The sequence below is a fragment of the Metaclostridioides mangenotii genome, assembly GCF_018917235.1.
In the GTDB taxonomy this organism is placed as follows: Bacteria; Bacillota; Clostridia; order Peptostreptococcales; family Peptostreptococcaceae; genus Metaclostridioides.
The window spans coordinates 18593-36371 of record NZ_JAHLOF010000004.1 but is presented as its reverse complement, the minus strand read 5'-3'; the positions used below and the strand labels follow the sequence as shown (position 1 = coordinate 36371).

General features: G+C 30.0%; 20 protein-coding genes and 1 other RNA gene. 5 read left to right on the top strand and 16 right to left on the bottom strand.

The annotated features are described in order from the left end of the window. The first annotated feature begins 46 nt into the window (after positions 1-46). On the top strand, positions 47-1375 hold the full coding sequence (locus KQI18_RS07325) for a polysaccharide biosynthesis protein (protein WP_216467138.1): 1329 nt from the start codon (positions 47-49) through the stop codon (positions 1373-1375). Positions 1376-1460: 85 nt separating this feature from the next. On the opposite strand, the gene KQI18_RS07320 is transcribed toward KQI18_RS07325, so the two are convergent. The 6 genes from KQI18_RS07320 to KQI18_RS07295 form a co-directional block, all read right to left on the bottom strand. After that, positions 1461-2654: a hypothetical protein gene (locus tag KQI18_RS07320; RefSeq protein WP_216467137.1), complete on the bottom strand. Its 1194-nt coding sequence runs from the start codon at positions 2652-2654 to the stop codon at positions 1461-1463. Between the two features lie 183 nt (positions 2655-2837). Then, positions 2838-3022, bottom strand: a non-coding RNA gene (ssrS, locus tag KQI18_RS07315) — 6S RNA. Positions 3023-3339: 317 nt separating this feature from the next. Continuing rightward, positions 3340-4140, bottom strand: coding sequence for an ABC transporter permease (locus KQI18_RS07310; RefSeq protein ID WP_216467136.1), 801 nt, complete (start codon positions 4138-4140; stop codon positions 3340-3342). Between the two features lies 1 nt (position 4141). Further along, entirely contained in the window at positions 4142-5107 is a 966-nt protein-coding gene (locus KQI18_RS07305; protein WP_216467135.1) for an ABC transporter ATP-binding protein, read from the bottom strand. A gap of 43 nt (positions 5108-5150) precedes the next feature. Next, positions 5151-5378, bottom strand: a complete 228-nt coding sequence (locus KQI18_RS07300) for a heavy-metal-associated domain-containing protein (RefSeq protein ID WP_216467134.1) — start codon at positions 5376-5378, stop codon at positions 5151-5153. Positions 5379-5758: 380 nt separating this feature from the next. After that, positions 5759-6625: a hypothetical protein gene (locus KQI18_RS07295; RefSeq protein WP_216467133.1), complete on the bottom strand. Its 867-nt coding sequence runs from the start codon at positions 6623-6625 to the stop codon at positions 5759-5761. A 203-nt stretch (positions 6626-6828) separates the two neighbouring features. Here KQI18_RS07295 and KQI18_RS07290 point away from each other — a divergent pair, with 203 nt between their 5' ends. After that, a complete protein-coding gene (locus KQI18_RS07290) occupies positions 6829-7245 on the top strand; it encodes a hypothetical protein (protein ID WP_216467132.1) in 417 nt (138 codons plus the stop codon). A gap of 199 nt (positions 7246-7444) precedes the next feature. Here the strand turns inward: KQI18_RS07290 and KQI18_RS07285 are convergent, their stop codons facing one another. The 5 genes from KQI18_RS07285 to KQI18_RS07265 all read right to left on the bottom strand — a co-directional run bounded on the left by KQI18_RS07285 (position 7445) and on the right by KQI18_RS07265 (position 9872). Continuing rightward, the gene (locus tag KQI18_RS07285; RefSeq protein ID WP_216467131.1) at positions 7445-8458 is read right to left on the bottom strand and encodes a LacI family DNA-binding transcriptional regulator; all 1014 of its coding nucleotides are present in this window, start codon (positions 8456-8458) and stop codon (positions 7445-7447) included. A gap of 204 nt (positions 8459-8662) precedes the next feature. Then, the gene (locus KQI18_RS07280; RefSeq protein ID WP_216467130.1) at positions 8663-8866 is read right to left on the bottom strand and encodes a hypothetical protein; all 204 of its coding nucleotides are present in this window, start codon (positions 8864-8866) and stop codon (positions 8663-8665) included. Between the two features lie 45 nt (positions 8867-8911). After that, the gene (locus KQI18_RS07275; RefSeq protein WP_216467129.1) at positions 8912-9085 is read right to left on the bottom strand and encodes a hypothetical protein; all 174 of its coding nucleotides are present in this window, start codon (positions 9083-9085) and stop codon (positions 8912-8914) included. Positions 9086-9178: 93 nt separating this feature from the next. Further along, entirely contained in the window at positions 9179-9400 is a 222-nt protein-coding gene (locus KQI18_RS07270; protein ID WP_216467128.1) for a hypothetical protein, read from the bottom strand. A 43-nt stretch (positions 9401-9443) separates the two neighbouring features. Then, positions 9444-9872: a hypothetical protein gene (locus KQI18_RS07265; RefSeq protein WP_216467127.1), complete on the bottom strand. Its 429-nt coding sequence runs from the start codon at positions 9870-9872 to the stop codon at positions 9444-9446. 165 nt (positions 9873-10037) lie between these two features. Here KQI18_RS07265 and acpP point away from each other — a divergent pair, with 165 nt between their 5' ends. After that, positions 10038-10265 carry an acyl carrier protein gene (gene acpP / locus KQI18_RS07260; protein ID WP_216467126.1) on the top strand — a complete coding sequence of 76 codons (228 nt, stop codon included), beginning with the start codon at positions 10038-10040 and terminating at the stop codon, positions 10263-10265. Positions 10266-10344: 79 nt separating this feature from the next. Here the strand turns inward: acpP and KQI18_RS07255 are convergent, their stop codons facing one another. Together KQI18_RS07255 and KQI18_RS07250 are read right to left on the bottom strand one after the other, a co-directional pair. Further along, positions 10345-11349: a nucleoid-associated protein gene (locus KQI18_RS07255; RefSeq protein WP_216467125.1), complete on the bottom strand. Its 1005-nt coding sequence runs from the start codon at positions 11347-11349 to the stop codon at positions 10345-10347. A gap of 34 nt (positions 11350-11383) precedes the next feature. Then, positions 11384-12286 (bottom strand): RluA family pseudouridine synthase, encoded by a 903-nt coding sequence (locus KQI18_RS07250; RefSeq protein ID WP_216467322.1) that lies wholly within the window; start codon positions 12284-12286, stop codon positions 11384-11386. 131 nt (positions 12287-12417) lie between these two features. Between KQI18_RS07250 and KQI18_RS07245 the strand changes: the two genes are divergently transcribed. Next, a complete protein-coding gene (locus tag KQI18_RS07245) occupies positions 12418-13218 on the top strand; it encodes an NAD(+)/NADH kinase (protein ID WP_216467124.1) in 801 nt (266 codons plus the stop codon). Positions 13219-13246: 28 nt separating this feature from the next. Beyond that, positions 13247-13816 (top strand): phosphodiesterase, encoded by a 570-nt coding sequence (gene yfcE / locus KQI18_RS07240; protein WP_216467123.1) that lies wholly within the window; start codon positions 13247-13249, stop codon positions 13814-13816. 152 nt (positions 13817-13968) lie between these two features. Here the strand turns inward: yfcE and pepT are convergent, their stop codons facing one another. The 3 genes from pepT to KQI18_RS07225 all read right to left on the bottom strand — a co-directional run bounded on the left by pepT (position 13969) and on the right by KQI18_RS07225 (position 17703). Beyond that, positions 13969-15192, bottom strand: a complete 1224-nt coding sequence (gene pepT, locus KQI18_RS07235) for a peptidase T (protein ID WP_216467122.1) — start codon at positions 15190-15192, stop codon at positions 13969-13971. Positions 15193-15299: 107 nt separating this feature from the next. Beyond that, positions 15300-16349 (bottom strand): sporulation integral membrane protein YtvI, encoded by a 1050-nt coding sequence (gene ytvI, locus KQI18_RS07230; RefSeq protein WP_216467121.1) that lies wholly within the window; start codon positions 16347-16349, stop codon positions 15300-15302. 103 nt (positions 16350-16452) lie between these two features. Next, positions 16453-17703, bottom strand: a complete 1251-nt coding sequence (locus tag KQI18_RS07225) for an HlyC/CorC family transporter (protein WP_216467120.1) — start codon at positions 17701-17703, stop codon at positions 16453-16455. Positions 17704-17779 lie beyond the last annotated feature (76 nt).

The window sequence follows — 17779 nt, the reverse complement described above, 5'->3', positions numbered from 1 at the left end:
TTTTTGACCTCCTTACGAATATATTTAACGTAAGGAGGTGTTTTTTTTGAAAATTCCATATCTAGTTATGTCTACAGCAATCTTGTTTGTATCCAATTTTATTGTTAGAATCTTCGGCTTTATATATAAAGTATTTTTATCTAGAGCTTTGGGTGAAACAGGACTAGGCATATACCATATGATATTTAACTTCTTGATGATATGTCTATCCGTAACTACTACAGGAATTCCTACAGCACTAAGTTGTTTAATTGCCAATAAAAAGGCTATAAAAGATAAACATTCTTCAAATGTACTTTTTATATCTACACTATACATAGCATTTTTTGTTTCGTTGATTATATCCCTTATAGTTTCTTTTAACAGTAAGTTCTTTTCAGCAAAATTTCTAAACAATCCACACTTAAACTTATTTATACTTGCAATAGCACCTGCTATAGTTACAATTACAATTTCAAATGTACTTAGGGGATACTACTATGGAGTAAAAAAGGTGAAAATACCTGCTGTTGGGCAAATAATAGAGCAAATTACCAAAATTTTATTTGTTGTTTTACTAGTGATGTACATGGGTAATAAAAACTTCAACTGCTATATAGCTCTTTTAGGAGTTTCAATTGGTGAGCTAAGCAATATAATTTTTATGACTGTATATCTATGGAGAGATTCTACTTTATTCAAGAAATATGTAGTTAGTGCTAAAGATTTTTATAATTCTTCATTAGAAACTATTAAGATGTCTATACCAATCACATGCAACAGGATGTCCAGTATATTTTTACAGTCTATAAGTTCTATGATGGTTCCTTCTAGATTGGCTCTTTCTGGAATGACATATACAAAATCCCTCAGCATGTACGGAGTTATAAGTGGTATGGTTATGCCATTTGTATTTATACCTTTTACACTAGGATCAGCTCTAATCGTAAATTTAATTCCAAGCATATCTCAGGGAATGGCTCTAAATAAAAAAGACAGTGTAATTAAAAAGATAAAGTACTCAATTCTTCTAACTTTAGCAGTTGGCATACTTTCGTCTATATTTTTTTACTTTTTTGGTGAGAGGGTCTGTGTATTCGTATTTAAAAACGAACTCGCTGGTAAATATTTAAAATCCATGTTTCTAGTGCCTTTATTTATGTCATTAAATCAAACATTATCTGGTATTTTAAACGCTATTAGAAAAGAGCTAGCCTCTAGTATAAACACTATTGTGGGAATGGTAATACAGATTATAGCTCTGTACACATTGCTTCCTATACCAAGTTTAAATATATACGCTTTAATATATGTTATGACTTCAGTGTCAATGTTGACTTGCATTCTCCACTCTTTAGTTTTATTGAGATCGATAAAGTCGCTACGCTCTCTGTAACTCTAAATTTGAAAAACAAAAAGCCATCGAGATCTTTAAACTCAATGGCTTTTTACAACTTTGATTATCTAAAAGTTAAATAAATTTATCTATTACTAGGCCCACATTGATCGAAGTCACATACTTTTGCGAATGTGTCTACTAGTCTAGGCTCTAATGGATTTCTTGATCCTAAAACTATTATTTGTTCACTAATAAGTGTGCTTACAGTTTCTTCTAAACAAAGTATTAAATCTATATCATTTGGAATAATTAAATCGAAGAAGCAATCACAATCGTCTTTCTCTTCGAATTTTAATATAGATTTTCCTATACAATCAACTGTTAAATGAGTATTAAATTGTTGTCTTAAAAGAGTAGGTGTGCCATCTGATGGTAAACAAATTGGTGCAGATAATGTATTAAAATTAAACTGAACAAATGGTACTTTTCTCAAGCATCTAGATTCACAAACTGCTGGGAAAGCAAGAGCTGTAAATGTAGTGCATCCACATTTTCCTCTTAATTCTAATACCAAATCATGAACTTCTACATTTAATCCTCTTTCTTTAAATGCAACTGTAGTTCCTAAACCTCTGTCACAGCACTCACGATTGATATGATCTGAACAAACAGCAGATTCAAATATAGTCTCACAATTTCTTCCAGGTTCTGGGTCAAGCGGTGTTAACTCAAAATCTTCTAGTGTCGTCATACCTGGATTTATAATTATTTCATCAAAGTTTACACATATTTTTTCTATAGTTACACTAACTGGTCCGCCGTGAGGTATACGCCCATTTACTTCAACTACTTCTGTTTTAAAAACTAAAGGTTCTCCGTTTGGTCCTGTAGCGTCTGTAAAAACTTGAAAGCGCATAGTATCAAAAACTCTATTAGTCTCAATAGCTATAGGAACACTATTTTGAGGTGAAAGGTTTTTTGGTCTTATTGGACGACAGCACTCTGGCCCACAATTATTTTTAAAACATTCATCAGACTTCAATTCACATGGCTCGCAATCACAGTGGCAGTGATCATGGCAATCGCAGTGGCAGTGATCACGGCATTTATCATCGCGATCATGGCATTTATCATCGCGATCATGGCATTTATCACAGTCGCAATTATCGTGGTGATCATGGCATGGCTCACATTTGTCATGTTTCTTATTTTTAAATCCTCTTTCCATATTATCATCTTCAAATAATGAATCTTCAAAAGTTTCTTCTATATTTGTATCATTAACTACTTGACTATTATTACCCATCCTTCTTCTATTTTTTTTTGTATCTTGCATTTGTTGTGCCTCCTTAAGTGAATTCTAAAAAGTGACTTGGCTTTTTTAAGCCTAATAAATAATATGCACTTAAAACAACATTTGTTACAGAGGCACTGAAAATTTGTTTTTATATAGATATTATTGAAAAATTAACTTAATATAAAATAAAAGATTGTCGCTATAATATATATAGCGACAATCTTTTTCCCCGAAACACCGGTGACCCGTTAAATTCACGCCCTAGAGTCATCTAGGTGGGTGACATACTGATAAAGTTTTAACGTCCAAGTAATACTAGGCATGTTATATAAGTTATCAAACGCTGTCTCCCGAATAAAAATTGTAGGTTGAATTTAAAAGAGCCTTGTCGAATGCCTCAGGATATCTTAATAACATTATATAATAAAACAAATTTTAATAAAAGTCTTTTATCATATCTACCGTTAAGATATAATTAAATTGTATATTTAAAATCTGAATAGTTAAAAATTTAAATCTATATATACTTTATTTCATTAATAATACTATAACAGAACAGTATTTCGTTAACTAACTTTAATATTTTGCAACTTCACATAAATTTAAAATGAGTATTAGCATTTATAATCAGATGTAAATGTAAAATATATCTGTATTAACTGGTTCTCTTTTTATTATTTTCTTTACTTCTATATTTATTCATCTAAATTTAGAACTTCAAATATTAATGTATAGCCATTTTTTTAAATCGTTTTATCCCAACAACACCCATCAAAATAGTAAAGAATACTATACCTGCTAAACTAACCAATAGTGGCATTGTTTCCATAGACGTACCCATTGCATATCTCAATGCTTCATTGATATAAACCAATGGATTGACTAATACCAACCATTTAAAAATTGGTAGTGTCGATAATGCAGACCAACTAAAGAAAATTGCCCCAGTGAAGATTAATGGCATCAAGAACCCCGGGAACATCGCAGCGATTTGCATCGGTTTAACAATCGTTCCAACTAGTAGACCTAATGTTGCAGATGTAATAGAACTTAGTATAAGAATAAAAATCAGAAGAATACTTGATTCAATATTTAAATGGATATTAATATTTGCACCCATAAATACCAAAGAAATTGGCAGTACAATCAATGCTCCAATCCATGACTCCACAACACCCACAAACATTTTGGCCCAAGCGGTCATTAATGTGTTAACAGGAGCCTGTAGACGATCTTCAATTTCCCTTGAATTATTGAAATCCATTGCCATAGGAACAGCTGTGCCATGTATACCTGTCACCAATAAACTCATACCCACCATTCCTGGAAATAATTGATTTGGAAAATCAGGTGAAAGAATACCTATTTTTGGTAATACATATCCATATGTTAAAATTAAAATGAATGGTAACATCCCTACTCGGAAAACAAACTCCATCCAGTTTCTGCCTTGTATCAACAAATCTCGCTTTACCATTGTCCAAAAAACTTGTTTCTTTATTTTTCGTTGTTTTGCAGTCATCATATTAATTTCCTCCCTTAGTTTTCTGATTTGTTAAATGAATGAAAATATCTTCAAGAGTAGCCAAGCTTAAATTGATATTTTCAATTCTGGCATTTTGTTCATCTAACCAACCCAATATTTTGTTCAGGACTTCTTTACTGTTTTCTGTATAGACAATAAAGGACTTTTCATCTTTCAAAGTAACATCTTTCACTCCCTTCATCTCCATTACACTTTTAATATTAATAGAAGCTAATGAATCTATAGTAATGGTAATAACATCACTCGATGGCATAAGTTTTCGTAATTCATCCACTGTACCCATCGCTTTAATCTCACCTTGATTGTATACAGCAACGCGATCAGAAAAACGCTCAGGTTCTTCCATATAGTGAGTTGTTAAAAAGACTGTTGTCCCTTTTTCCTTATTCAAACGTAAAACATGTTCCCATAAAATCTCACGATAAGCAGGATCCAAACCCGTAGTCGGTTCATCTAAAAATAAAATTTCTGGTTCATGCATGATAGCTCGTGCAATTTTTAAACGTTGCGCCATTCCACCAGAAAAGCTTTTTACAAATTCGTTTTGCCAATTACTTAACCCAAAACTTTTTAATAACTCAGAAGCTTTCTGTTCGGCTTGAGTATTGGTCATTCCAAAATACTTACCATGATAGATTAAGTTTTCCTTTGCAGTTAATCCTCTATCCAAATTGTTATGCTGTGCTACAATTCCAATCCTTCCTCTCGCGAATGTTGGGTCTTCTTTGATTGGTTGTTTGTGTAAAGTAATGGTACCTCCTGTTGGTTCCATTTGCGTTGTTAACATATTAATAGTAGTACTTTTCCCTGCGCCGTTGGGACCAAGAAAACTAAAAATCTCTCCTTTTACTAAATGAAAGCTAATTCCATTAACTGCAATATGTTCACTACCATCTTTTTTATTGAAAACCTTCTTTAAATCTTTTACCTCTAATATTTTTTTCATTTTTTCTCCTCTTTTCTTTTACTTTGTAATCGAATATTTCAAGTTAATTTTCTTCAAGTATACCGTATCCAGCTTCTTCAATTACTCGTTTTATATTATTAAACTTTACTTTTGACATATCATATTCTATATTTATTTTTTCTGTTTCTATATTTACATTATGATTTAAAATACCATCAAGCTTACTGACACTACTTTCAACTAACTTTGCACATAAAGTACATGACATTCCTGTTATCTTATATGTTTTCTTAACTATGCTTAAACTCATAAATTCAAACCTCCCAAAATTTTTTTATATTTCTAACATTATTATACCCCCTAGGGGTATAAAAAATCAATGGTAATATAAATTATTTTTAGAAAAAATTTAACCCTAAAGTTTTTAATGATTTTAGAAGATTATGTATATATTTCTTTTTATCTTGTACAAGCCTAATGGAATCTATACATAACAATCCTTTAGGTTTCATTTCATATGTACACATTAAATTGTATTTACTATTTTAACTCTGGGTATTACATACTAGCTTAGCTATAAAACATATAAAGCAGCTACTAGTTTTAGTAACTGCTTTGTTAAACAATAATACATACCTTGACTTACTACTATGTAAGAGTAGAAAGTAAAGGTATGTATTTAAGCTATAACTAACTATCATAATCGTATTCATCACTTTCATAATCGAAATCATCATCTTCAAAATCAAAATCATCATCTTCGAAGTCATCATCAATCTCGCTTTCATGTTCAACGTTGTTATCATAATTATCATCTTCAAAATAATAATTTTCGTTTTCATAATCAGAAATATCAAAATCTTCATTTTCAACTACGCTACTTCTATGGTATTTTTTTTCTTTTGTGTTTTCTTTCTTATTGCTCGGCTCAGATCTTAGTAAGTTGCCCAACATCATTAGATTATTCATACTTCCCAAATTTCCTATATCTGCAAGTGAGCTTAAGCTGAATCCACCTTCACCAAAATCATCAGGCAAAAATAATTCTGCAAATACATCTATTTTCTTTTTCATATCTAAAGCTTTCTTAACAGAACCTTTTTTCTTTTGAGGAAAAACTTCCAAAATTTCTTTAATCATCATATTTTTCTTATCTTCATCATCCATATTTCTAAAAAAGTCTGTTTCTGTATCCATATCAATAGTCTCAATACTGTTTAGTTTTTTGATACCACTTACAAGATCTAATATACTCTCAATTTGAATTAAAATTTTTCTTTCTTCTCGTGACATGTATTTTTTTGTTCTAGTAATAAGCTCCATTCCCATGTCTAGATCTTCGTCACTTAATTCCATAAGTTTTAAACCTTTACTGATATCATTTGCATTAAATTTGAATTTAATCTTTCCATCATTAGGCATTCTCTTGACCCTCTCTTTACTTACTTTATTTGCCTTTAGGCCTATATTTTTTTTGAATTTATCTATATAATCAAGCAGAGATATATTTCCGTTACTCAAAAAAATAATCCCTATCAAAAACAGTAAATTATTCAAACCAATGCCCCCCTATGTATAACCCTTATTTTAATTTATGATTTTTACGGTTTAATGTTCCTTTTTTCTCTACTCTTGCATATATATTATTTATAGGTAATTTTATTTATATAAAAGCATCAACTGTCTATCACTAAATATTATTTCTATATATAAATAATATGAGAAAAATTCAACATATATTTATAGAAAGGGGTTTTTTTATGAAAAAATTAGATAAAAGCGCTCTAGAAAAAATGGCTAAGGAAAAGAATATTGATAAGGGTAAAATAGAAAAAATGGCCAACAATTATAAGGATAAATCTGAGGATGAATTAATGAGTGAACTGGTTAAAGTAGGGAAAGGCCTTGAAGGCAAAGAAGAGGTTGTTTCTAAATTTAAAGCATTTTTAGATGAGGATCAGCAAAATAAATTAGATTCTATAATGCAAAAAATTTCTCAAGCCGAAGCTGAACCAAAATCTAAAAAATCTAAACCAGAGAGAAAAAAAACTAGCAGTAGCACTAAAAAAACATCTTCACAAAAACCTACCACTACTGCAAAAAACACTACTGCAAAATCAAGCACAAGTAGACCTAAAGGATTATTGGGAAAAATGAAAAAAAACTCACCTAAATAGTATTATAAATTAAAAAACTGTATTAATTAATTCATTTATATGTCTTAATAAAATACATTATTGTAACAAGAACATATTTAAATATAAAAAGGAGTTATACCAAACATTTATGTGTTTTGTATAACTCCTTTTTATTTTATCTAGAATTTTCATTGTGTTATGTTTATAATAAATATTACTTTCTTAAGCTATTATTTTACTACTTTCTTGTTATAACACTTTCTCTATCAACAATTTTATACGGTAATTCCACTTTTTTATTTTCAATTTCTTCTTTATTTATAAGCTTTATTACCATTCTCATTGCTACTGCTCCCATATCATATAGAGGTTGAGAAACCGTTGTTAACTTTGGTCTATAAATCTTTGCAATCTTCACATCATTAAATCCTGCTACCGATATATCTTCTGGAACTCTATATCCTGCATCACATATAGCATTTAAAGCTCCTATAGCTGCCTCGTCGCCTGTTACAAATGCAGCATGAGGAATTATACCATCATCAAGTAATTCTTTCATACTATTGTAACCACTTTCATAATCTGTTTCACCGTATTTAATTAGAGACTTGTCCAGTTTAATGTTGTGTTTTTCTAATGCAGCCTCATATCCTGATAATCTCTCCATCTCTAGTATAGTATCTTCTTTACTAGTCATTATAAATGCTATTTTGTTATGTCCTTTATTTATAAGATGCTCCGTCATATCAAACGTAGCTTTTTTATTACTTGTACTTACTGTGTATATATCGTAGTCTCTTGCTGTTTTACTGATGTATGTTGCAGGTATGCCGCTATTTTGTATGAAATTGACGTGATCTTCACCGATTACCCAAGAAATTAGAACTATTCCCTCTACTTGCTTTGCCTTAAGTAAGTTTATACTTTTTAACTCTTGCTCTTTATCCGAATATGTATTGGATAAAAGTATGTCGTAGTCATACATTTTAGCAATCTCTTCTATTCCGTTAAGTATTTCGTTTACAAAGGTATCTGATACCTCTGGAACTATTACTCCAATAAGCTGACTTTTTTTTGTAACAAGACTTCTAGCTAATGGATTTGGTATATATCCAGTCTCCTTAATAACATCTACTACTCTCTGCTTTATCTCATCAGTAACTGGCTTAGAATCATTAATTACTCTCGAAACTGTCGAAATAGATACTCCAGCTTGTTTTGCTACATCTTTAATTGTAACTGTTTTTTTCATAAAATCTTCCTCCTTTGTTTGTAGGTTATCTATTTAGAATTAATCTACTAATCTATTGAATAATATAAAAAGTCCATAATATGATAATAAAAATCACTTGATGTCAATATTATACCATTGCTTCACAATTCTATCCATTAAAAAAGTCGCCTAAAAAGAAATAAATCAATTTAGGCAACCCTTTATTTAGATAAATGCTATTTTTTAGCAGCCACATCCATCATCTTTATTAAAGAATCCTGAGCATGAACAAACTATTAACAATAATATCAAGAATGGAATCCAATCACAGATTTCAATATCACTCCAGCAATCTTGAAAAGCTAGGAATAAGAAAAACAATATTATTATCCACCATGAATCTGCACCGAAACAACCATCACCACCGCCAAAGAATCTATCAAGCATAATTAAGTCCTCCTATATAATATTTGTAAAAATTTCAAATTTGAGTTAGAAGCAGTCCCCACAAGAACATAAAATTAATAATATTATTAGGAAAGGTATCCAATCCATCATTTCGATGTCTCCCCATCCTTCTCCAAACGCAAGGAACAAGAAGAATAATACAATTATCCACCAAGAACCTCCGCCAAAGCCATCTTCTCCAAAGAATCTATCTAACATATAGTTACCTCCTGTTGATATTTTGTTGAGCTTTTTGCTCCTGCTATATACTATGCAGCTCCTATAAATTGTGATAATAAATTTTTAAAATTTTTAACAGCAACATCCATCATCAAAATTAAACAGTAGTAAAACTATTAAGATAACCCATATCCAAATGCTGTCATCGCACAATATGTCTTCTAAAATATCTGTGCATAAAACTAGAAATATCAAAGCTATTATAATTAGCATTTTGCCATCTAAAAATCCGCCGTCATCACAACCGCATTTAGATCCAAAAAAACGTGACATATTCTCTTCTAATTTTGTCATAATAATCCTCCTTGAATATTAAGAGATTAATAATCCCTTTGGTTTAAATATATGATTTTGTGGACAGATAAGTTACTTTGGCTAAATTATTTTTAATAAGCTTGTCAATTTCTTTATCACCAAGTCGATTGTATTTATATACTTCATCAATGTATTCACTATTTTCGCTTGAAATTGCATTTATTAAACTTTCTATTGATTTTAATTTATAGTTTTTATAATTACTCATAAAAAATGATACTCTCTGATTCTCAAAATCATCTTTTATATCTAATAATCTCGATATATAGCTATCTTTTTTATCTAAAACCTCTTCTTTCTTAGTAATCAAATCCTCTAGTATATTATTTGTTTCTACCATTTGCTCAGACATAACATGCATGTCCAGATTTATTGTATTGTAATAGAGATTTATCATCATAATTATAAATACGCAAATCGATGATCCCAAAATCAAAATATTTTTCTTCATAAGTTCCTCCTTATCAAAAATATTATCAATAAACTATATTCAAAAGTCTTGAGATTAATACATTTTAAATAAATCTTTATACTTTTTATCATTTAATATTGAAAATTTTCCTATATTATATTAAACTACTATTAAAATTAATTAAACTGCTTTAGGAGGCTTAACATGTTTGAAAGAATTAAAGAAATAATTGCAGACCAATTAGGGCTAGATGATATTGATAAGATAACTATGACTACATCTTTAGTTGATGATTTAGAAGCAGATTCATTAGATGCTGTTGAAATAATAATGGCACTAGAAGATGAGTATGATATAGAAATTCCTGATGAAGAAGCTGAAAACTTTAAAAACATTGGAGATATCTGTAAATATATCGAAGATAACAATTAGATTTTTAATCATAAAACTATTGTATTCAAAAAGAGGTTTGTACGTATATTCAAAAATTAACGTACAAACCTCTTTTAACTTATTTTTCTTCATAGAACGTTACATTTTTTATAACTATATCAAATGTTCCATTCTCATTTTTTCTCATACTGTATTTCATAGGATCTTCAAAGTCAGTTAAGTTTCCTTTTATATCAAATCCATTGTCAGTTTTGATACTTCTCTTTTTGAGTTTTTTCTCGACCCACTCTTTATCAATATTAAAGCTTTCTACTATTCCCTTTTCTTCCATAAGCTCTCTAAAGCTTTCTTTTTTATCGTCATCCTTTATTGAATTCTCTACAAATTCTTCAAGGTCTATATTCTGTTTTTCTTTTAACGTATAATTTAAAATACTTCTAACATCCTCAGCTTCTTTTATGTTCTCACCAAGTGCATTTGTTATCCAGTTTTCTGTTGATTTTTTAAATACTTTAGTCTTATATTTATCATCATCAACTCTCTCAGCATTTAAAAATTCTGATATAAACTTAGTGTCTATACCCTCTTTCTCAGAGTCCTTATCTAATAGTCTAAGATGATACTCGTCATTTATGCCACTAACACCTATAAATGCACATTGTTTAGGTTTTTGAGTCTCTGTAATTCCAATTTCATTTGCTACCATTTGGATGTTAAACTTATCATCTACAAACTCTATTGAGTGAGTGTATAGTTTTTTGTAGTCTAGTTTTAGAACTGCTATATTTTTTTCGTCTTTTATAGTATAAAGACATATTGCTAAATCACAAGACTCAAGCTCAGAATTTATTTTCATTATCTCAAATAGATAGGAAGCTATTTCTTTTGAATTATCTAAAAACGTATCTTCATTATATATCATTTGCTCACAGCAATTTTTTATAACGTTATCATTATAATTTTTAAATACGGCCTTTCTTACATCATCATCTTTACTTACTCTTTTAATTACTTTTTGAAAAAATCCATCAACTTCTTGATTTATTTTACCTTCAAAATCATTTAAAATAGGTACATCACTATTTTTATCTAATACATGTACTATAAACTTATGAATAATCATTTTACCACCCCAAATTTCAATAATTTAATTACTTTTATTTCAGTTTTTCTATTAGCTTCACCATGTCAATCGGAAGCTCTGTTTCGAATTTTAACACTTCTTTAGTCCTAGGCTGATCAAATTTAAGCTTATAAGCATGTAGAGCTTGTCTACTTATTAAAGTTTCATCCACGTAACCATATAGCTCATCTCCAATTATTCCATGGCCAATATAGTCCATATGAACTCTAATCTGATGAGTTCTACCAGTAAATAACTCAACCTCTAACACAGTTGCATCTTTTAATCTTTCTAATACTTTATAATGAGTAATAGCGTGTTGTCCTCTTTCATCGACTACTCTTTTTATTGAATCGTCAGTTGATCTATAAATAGGGACATCTATCACTCCTTCATCATCTTTAACGATACCTCTTACTACAGTTATATACTTCTTTTCAACCTTATCATACTTCATATCATCTGATAGAACATGATGCGCATATGCATTTTTTGCTACTATAACAAGCCCTGAAGTATTCATATCTAACCTATTTACGAATCTTATCTTTACACTTTCGTGTTTTTCATTTATAAAATGCGTTATACCATTTGCAATAGTAATATCATTATGGCTCTTAGTCGGATGAACAACCATAAATGGAGGCTTATCTACCATTATAATATCAAAATCATCATATAGTATGTTTAAATTTAAGTCTTGAGGCTCGAAATTTGCCTTCTCTTCATCTATTTTGACTTCTATTAAGTCACCCTTTTTTATCTTAGTATTTAGCTTATTAAACTCACCGTTTACTAAAATACTTCTTTCCCTTTTCATTTTAGAAAGTGACCTCACAGAAAAATTCAATTTATCTAATAGAACATTCTTCAATATGCCTTCTTCTTCACAGGTATAAGACATAAGATTGTACTTCTGCGTTTCTTTCTCGAACAACATAACCCCTACTTTCATTTAATTTATTTCATCATAACATTATCTATTTTACACTAAAATAGAGTGAATAGATAATAATATTTTATACAAGTTGTGTTATAATACTAGATAGAACATAGAGAGGTGAGTATATGAAAAAAATAATTACTGTAAAATCAAACGAATTGGCAAAATCTCAGGAAACCAAAATAATCCTTGAAGAAAAGTTAGCTTCTAAAGGCTTTGAAGTTTACTCAGAGATGGATCCCAACACTGAACTTATTATTTCAATTGGTGGAGATGGATCATTTCTAAAAACTGTTCATGATTTTAATTTTCCTGATGTACCTATAATAGGTATTAATACTGGACACTTAGGATTTTTTGCTGAGATATCTCCTGAAAAAATAGATGACTTTATAGAGACTTATTTGAAAAACGAATTTATTATACAAAGTATTTCACTTCTCGAAGCGGATGTTAGAACAAAAAATTCATGTTTTACAAAATTAGCTGTTAATGAAGTAGTAGTGAGAGGTGATAAATCACGAGTTATTCACCTTAACTTGAGTTTTGATGACAGGATGATTCAAAATTTTAGTGGAGATGGAATGATAGTGTCTACATCCACAGGTTCGACTGCTTACAATTACTCTGCTAGAGGAAGTATTGTAGATACGAGCCTTGAAGTTATACAAGTCACTCCACTGCACCCAATCAATACTAATGCGTATAGATGTTTTACATCTAGTATAATTTCATCTAGTGAATCTGTCATTAAAATTTCACCTGAAAATACATTTGAAGACTCTACGCTTATAGTTATTGACGGCGTTGAACATAGGTTTAGCAAGGTAGATTCCATCAAACTTAACTTAGCAAAAAAGAAAGTTAAATTGCTTAGATTGCCTAATTATGAGTTTTGGAAAAGAGTCTCTGAAAAATTCTTGTAATATATTAAGTTAAACATGGAGGCAAGATATGAAAATAGGGGTAATGAGCGACACACATGGAAGTCTTACTTACTTTGATAGAGCAATAGAAGCGCTCTCTGACTGCGATATACTCTTTCATGGAGGAGATATTTTATACCATGGGCCTAGGAATGATCTGCCTGAAGGTTACGACCCAAAGCCTATGATAGATAAATTAAACAACCTTAAAGATATAGTAATCGTAAAGGGAAACTGTGAAGCGGATGTAGATCAAATGGTACTTAAACATGCAATCCAAAGCCCATACGCAGTTTGTCAAATAGATAAAACAAGATTTATTTTAAACCATGGATATACAGAAACTAAGGAAGAAATAATAGAAAAATCAAAAAAAATGGGTGCAGACGTATTAATACTAGGTCACACTCATGTAAAAGAATTGACTTTTTATGAAGATATAGTGGTCCTAAATCCTGGAAGCACTTCAATTCCGAAAGACGGGATCAATTCAGTGGCTACAATAGAAATAATAAATGGTGACTGCGAAAATAAAAATAACCTTAATATTAAATTTATTGATCTAAATACAATGGATGAAGTTAAATTAGATGAATAAGTCGTTTTTATTAATCGAAAATAATTAACTAAAATAAATTTAAATCATAGCGGCAAGACCTAAAATTTATAGGTCTTGCCGTTTATTTATTACTAAATTTTATATATATTTATTTTCTCTATCATCAAATATTTTTAATATCATTACAATATCTAAATTTGTGCAAACTTTTCAGCTATTTTAACTATAACTTGAGAAGCTTTAGCCATAGCATTTACAGAAACACATTCGTTTTTACTATGGAAGTTTAGACCACCAGTAAATATATTTGGACAAGGTAATCCCATAAATGAAAGTCTTGCTCCATCAGTTCCACCTCTTATTGGAACTAATAGAGGCTTAACATTAGATTCTTTCATGGCCTCTTCAGCTATATCTACTATAAACTTAATTGGTTCAACTTTTTCTCTCATGTTGAAGTACACGTCATCTAGTTGATATTCGACTCTTCCATTATATTTTTTACTAATCTCATCAACACTATTTTTAAAGAATTTTTTTCTATCTTCATATCTATCTCTAGAATGATCTCTTATAATATATTCCATCGTAGCCTTTTCTACATTGCCATTTAATCCGTTTAAATGATAAAATCCTTCATAACCATCGGTTGTTTCTGGCCTTTCAGACGCAGGGAATTGTTCTGATATTTCTGCAGCAATATGAAGTGCATTAACCATTTTATCTTTGGCAGTTCCTGGATGAACATTTCTACCATGTATTGTTATGGTAGCGTTTGCTGCATTAAAATTTTCATATTGAAGTTCTCCGCAAATTGCTCCATCCAAAGTATATGCATATTTAGCACCAAATTTTTCTACATCAAATAAATCTGCTCCTCTTCCAATCTCTTCATCAGGAGTAAATCCTACTTTTATATCCCCATGTTTTATTTCTGGATGCTCAATTAAGTACTCTATTGCAGTTATTATTTCTGCTATACCAGCCTTGTCATCTGCCCCTAATAAAGTTGTGCCATCTGTAACGATTATATCGTCCCCTTTTAAGCCTTTGAGTTCTGGATAGTCAGACACATATGTAATAATATTTAATTCTTCGTTTAAAACGATATCTTTGCCGTCATAATTTTTAATAAGTCTTGGTTTTATATCTTTTCCACTTACATCTTCATTGGTATCTAAATGTGATATAAATCCTATAGTTTCCACACCGTCAATATTTCCTTTTAATGTAGCCATTACATAGCAATTTTTATCTAAAGAAGCATCTTCTAGCCCTAAAGATTTTAGCTCATCAACTAAATACTCAGCAAAAACTCTCTGTCCTTCTGATGATGGGCAATTTTCATTCTTCGAGTCTGATGTTGTATGAAATGATACATACTTTAATAATCTTTCTACTACTTTTTGCTCCATTAATAACCCTTCTTTCTTATATATAATAAAAAATGTTGCGTGATAAATTTATTTGTTATTTATCACACAACAATTATAACATACTACTATTCAAAATTGTGTCAATCTTACAATATACCAACTTTTTTAAGGATATTATGCATACACACAAATCCGAAACAAAATAAAATCCCTATTACACCTTTTAATTGTATTCCAATAAATATAGCTGCTAATGTTGCAAGTGGGCTAAGACCAATATTCGCCGAAATTAATTTTGGCTCTAGTACCTGACGTACTACCGATATAATTACAAATACTATAGTCATACCTATTGCAACAAAATAGTTATTTATCATAAAATGATAAACAATTATTGGGAGATATATAGATATAATACCCAAAAACGGTATTAAATCCATTAACGCACCAACTATCCCGACGATAAATCCATAAGGAAGTCCAAATATAAGAAAACTTATAAAAATAGATGTGGCAGTTATACTCATGAGTATTGCGTAAGCTTTTAAGTAGCCAAATATAGATGCACCCATCTCATGTCTAACATTAAGTACCTTTTTTCTAATTTCCATTGTAAACATGTTGTAAAAGCTTGCTTCCATTTTATCTAAGTCTTTCGCTATAAAATAAGTAGAAACAAATAGTGTAACAGTAAACATCAGTATGTATGGTATAGATGTAGCTAAATTTATTGTACTTGCTAAAATATTCTTAGAAATATTCATTAAATTTCCACTAAATTTCGTTGTAAGTTCCTGAAGGTCAATGTTTGCCATGCTGTTAGCTTGACTTATAAGTAAGTTTGCTTTATTTATAACATCAGCGGCTAAGTCCGATAAATACGAACCATTTGAAGCATTGTTCATAAACATCATAAGTTGTTTAGTCAGATTCACTACTCCCATAGATGTAAGTGTAATAACCAAAGCAACTGCTATAAAGCTAAGTAACAAAGTAGATATACCTTTGTTAATTTTGAATTTATTGTACAATTTTTGAGAAATTGGCTTTATCATAAAAGCGATTAAAGTCCCGAGAAAAAATGGTGCAATAAACGGAAAAGCTTTGTATATAAACAGGAATATAAAAGAATAAGCAACTAAAAATATTGTATTTCCTTTAAGTTTGTATATAAAATTTTTCTCTAAAATTTGCATTTCTTACTCCTTTCTAATAGTTATTTTATTTTGTTTATATATACTTATTAAAAAGGTTGTCTTTACTCTAGAAATTGCTTTCTATTTCGAGACAACCACTAATCTACGTAAATATTCTAATCTTTTTGATTCTATTCTTGTCAATGCTTTCAATACAGAATCTAATTCCATCACACTCAATGACTTGATCTTCCTCTGGAAATTTACCAAGGTGACCTATGATAAATCCTCCAATAGAATCAAACTCTTCAGATTCTAATTTTATGCCTATAAGTTCATTTACATCGCCTATCTTAGTACTACCATCAACGATAAATTCATCTTCTTTTACTACTTGAATTTCATCTTCATCTTCATCATATTCATCTTCTATCTCACCAACGATCTCTTCTATTAAATCCTCAATCGTTAGTAATCCTGAAGTACCACCATATTCGTCAATAACAATTGCCATTTGTGCTTTTGCTAATTTCATCTCACCTAAAAGTCTTGCAACCTTTTTGAATTCATAAGTGAAAAATGGCGTTCTCATATAATCTCTTATATCAAATTCTTCTACTTCTTCATCAGTTAAGAATATAATATCTTTAAAGTTAAGAATACCTATTATATCGTCTACAGTCTCCTCATACACAGGCATTCTGCTTAATTTTTCTTCTTTAAATAACGTTATAATTTCTTCATACTTATCTTCTATATCTATAGCTATAATGTCTATTCTTTGTACCATTGCACTTTTTGCCTGCATATCTCCAAATTCAAAGACATTATTTATTATCTCTCTTTCCTCAACCTCAAGAACACCTTCCTCATGGCTAACATTTACCATAGTTTTAAGATCTTCTTCAGTTACATAACTTGTATTACCTTTATTTGGGATTCTAAATATTTTAAATATAATGTTTGTTATTTTATCAAGAACCCAAACTATTGGAGTAAGCATTGTTATAACAAGTTTTATAGGTTTAGATACAAATAATGCAACTCGTTCAGTATCATTTGCTGCTATTGTCTTCGGTGTTATCTCACCAAATATCAATATTAAAACTGTCATTATAGCTGTAGCCATTACTACCCCTCGTGATCCAAATATACTTACTAATAGAGATGTAGATATTGAAGTTGCAGCTATATTTGCAAGGTTGTTACCAACTAATATTGCACTTAACAATTTCCCTGAATCCTCTGTTAAAGAGCTTACTAATTTTGCTCCTTTAATTCCTTCATCTTTCATATATCTAATTCTTATTTTGCTCAAAGACATCAGTGAAGTCTCTGATGCTGAGAAAAACGCAGATGTAATAAGCAGTAATGCTAGTATTACTATCTGGACTATATCATTGGGCGATTCCAATCTTTACCACACTCCTAATTACTTTGTTTTATAATATTTCAGTCTCTTAACCCGATATTTCTATTATTATATCATA

Bases quoted from the DNA above. Each gene is read 5' to 3' on its own strand.
- KQI18_RS07285 (WP_216467131.1), bottom strand. From the start codon at position 8,458: ATGAAAAAAACAGTTACAATTAAAGATGTAGCAAAACAAGCTGGAGTA.
- KQI18_RS07275 (WP_216467129.1), bottom strand. From the start codon at position 9,085: ATGTTAGATAGATTCTTTGGAGAAGATGGCTTTGGCGGAGGTTCTTGG.
- KQI18_RS07305 (WP_216467135.1), bottom strand. From the start codon at position 5,107: ATGAAAAAAATATTAGAGGTAAAAGATTTAAAGAAGGTTTTCAATAAA.
- KQI18_RS07290 (WP_216467132.1), top strand. From the start codon at position 6,829: ATGAAAAAATTAGATAAAAGCGCTCTAGAAAAAATGGCTAAGGAAAAG.
- KQI18_RS07245 (WP_216467124.1), top strand. From the start codon at position 12,418: ATGAAAAAAATAATTACTGTAAAATCAAACGAATTGGCAAAATCTCAG.
- KQI18_RS07270 (WP_216467128.1), bottom strand. From the start codon at position 9,400: ATGACAAAATTAGAAGAGAATATGTCACGTTTTTTTGGATCTAAATGC.
- KQI18_RS07300 (WP_216467134.1), bottom strand. From the start codon at position 5,378: ATGAGTTTAAGCATAGTTAAGAAAACATATAAGATAACAGGAATGTCA.
- KQI18_RS07265 (WP_216467127.1), bottom strand. From the start codon at position 9,872: ATGAAGAAAAATATTTTGATTTTGGGATCATCGATTTGCGTATTTATA.
- pepT (WP_216467122.1), bottom strand. From the start codon at position 15,192: ATGGAGCAAAAAGTAGTAGAAAGATTATTAAAGTATGTATCATTTCAT.
- yfcE (WP_216467123.1), top strand. From the start codon at position 13,247: ATGAAAATAGGGGTAATGAGCGACACACATGGAAGTCTTACTTACTTT.
- acpP (WP_216467126.1), top strand. From the start codon at position 10,038: ATGTTTGAAAGAATTAAAGAAATAATTGCAGACCAATTAGGGCTAGAT.
- KQI18_RS07255 (WP_216467125.1), bottom strand. From the start codon at position 11,349: ATGATTATTCATAAGTTTATAGTACATGTATTAGATAAAAATAGTGAT.
- KQI18_RS07320 (WP_216467137.1), bottom strand. From the start codon at position 2,654: ATGCAAGATACAAAAAAAAATAGAAGAAGGATGGGTAATAATAGTCAA.
- KQI18_RS07280 (WP_216467130.1), bottom strand. From the start codon at position 8,866: ATGCTTGATAGATTCTTTGGCGGTGGTGATGGTTGTTTCGGTGCAGAT.
- ytvI (WP_216467121.1), bottom strand. From the start codon at position 16,349: ATGCAAATTTTAGAGAAAAATTTTATATACAAACTTAAAGGAAATACA.
- KQI18_RS07310 (WP_216467136.1), bottom strand. From the start codon at position 4,140: ATGATGACTGCAAAACAACGAAAAATAAAGAAACAAGTTTTTTGGACA.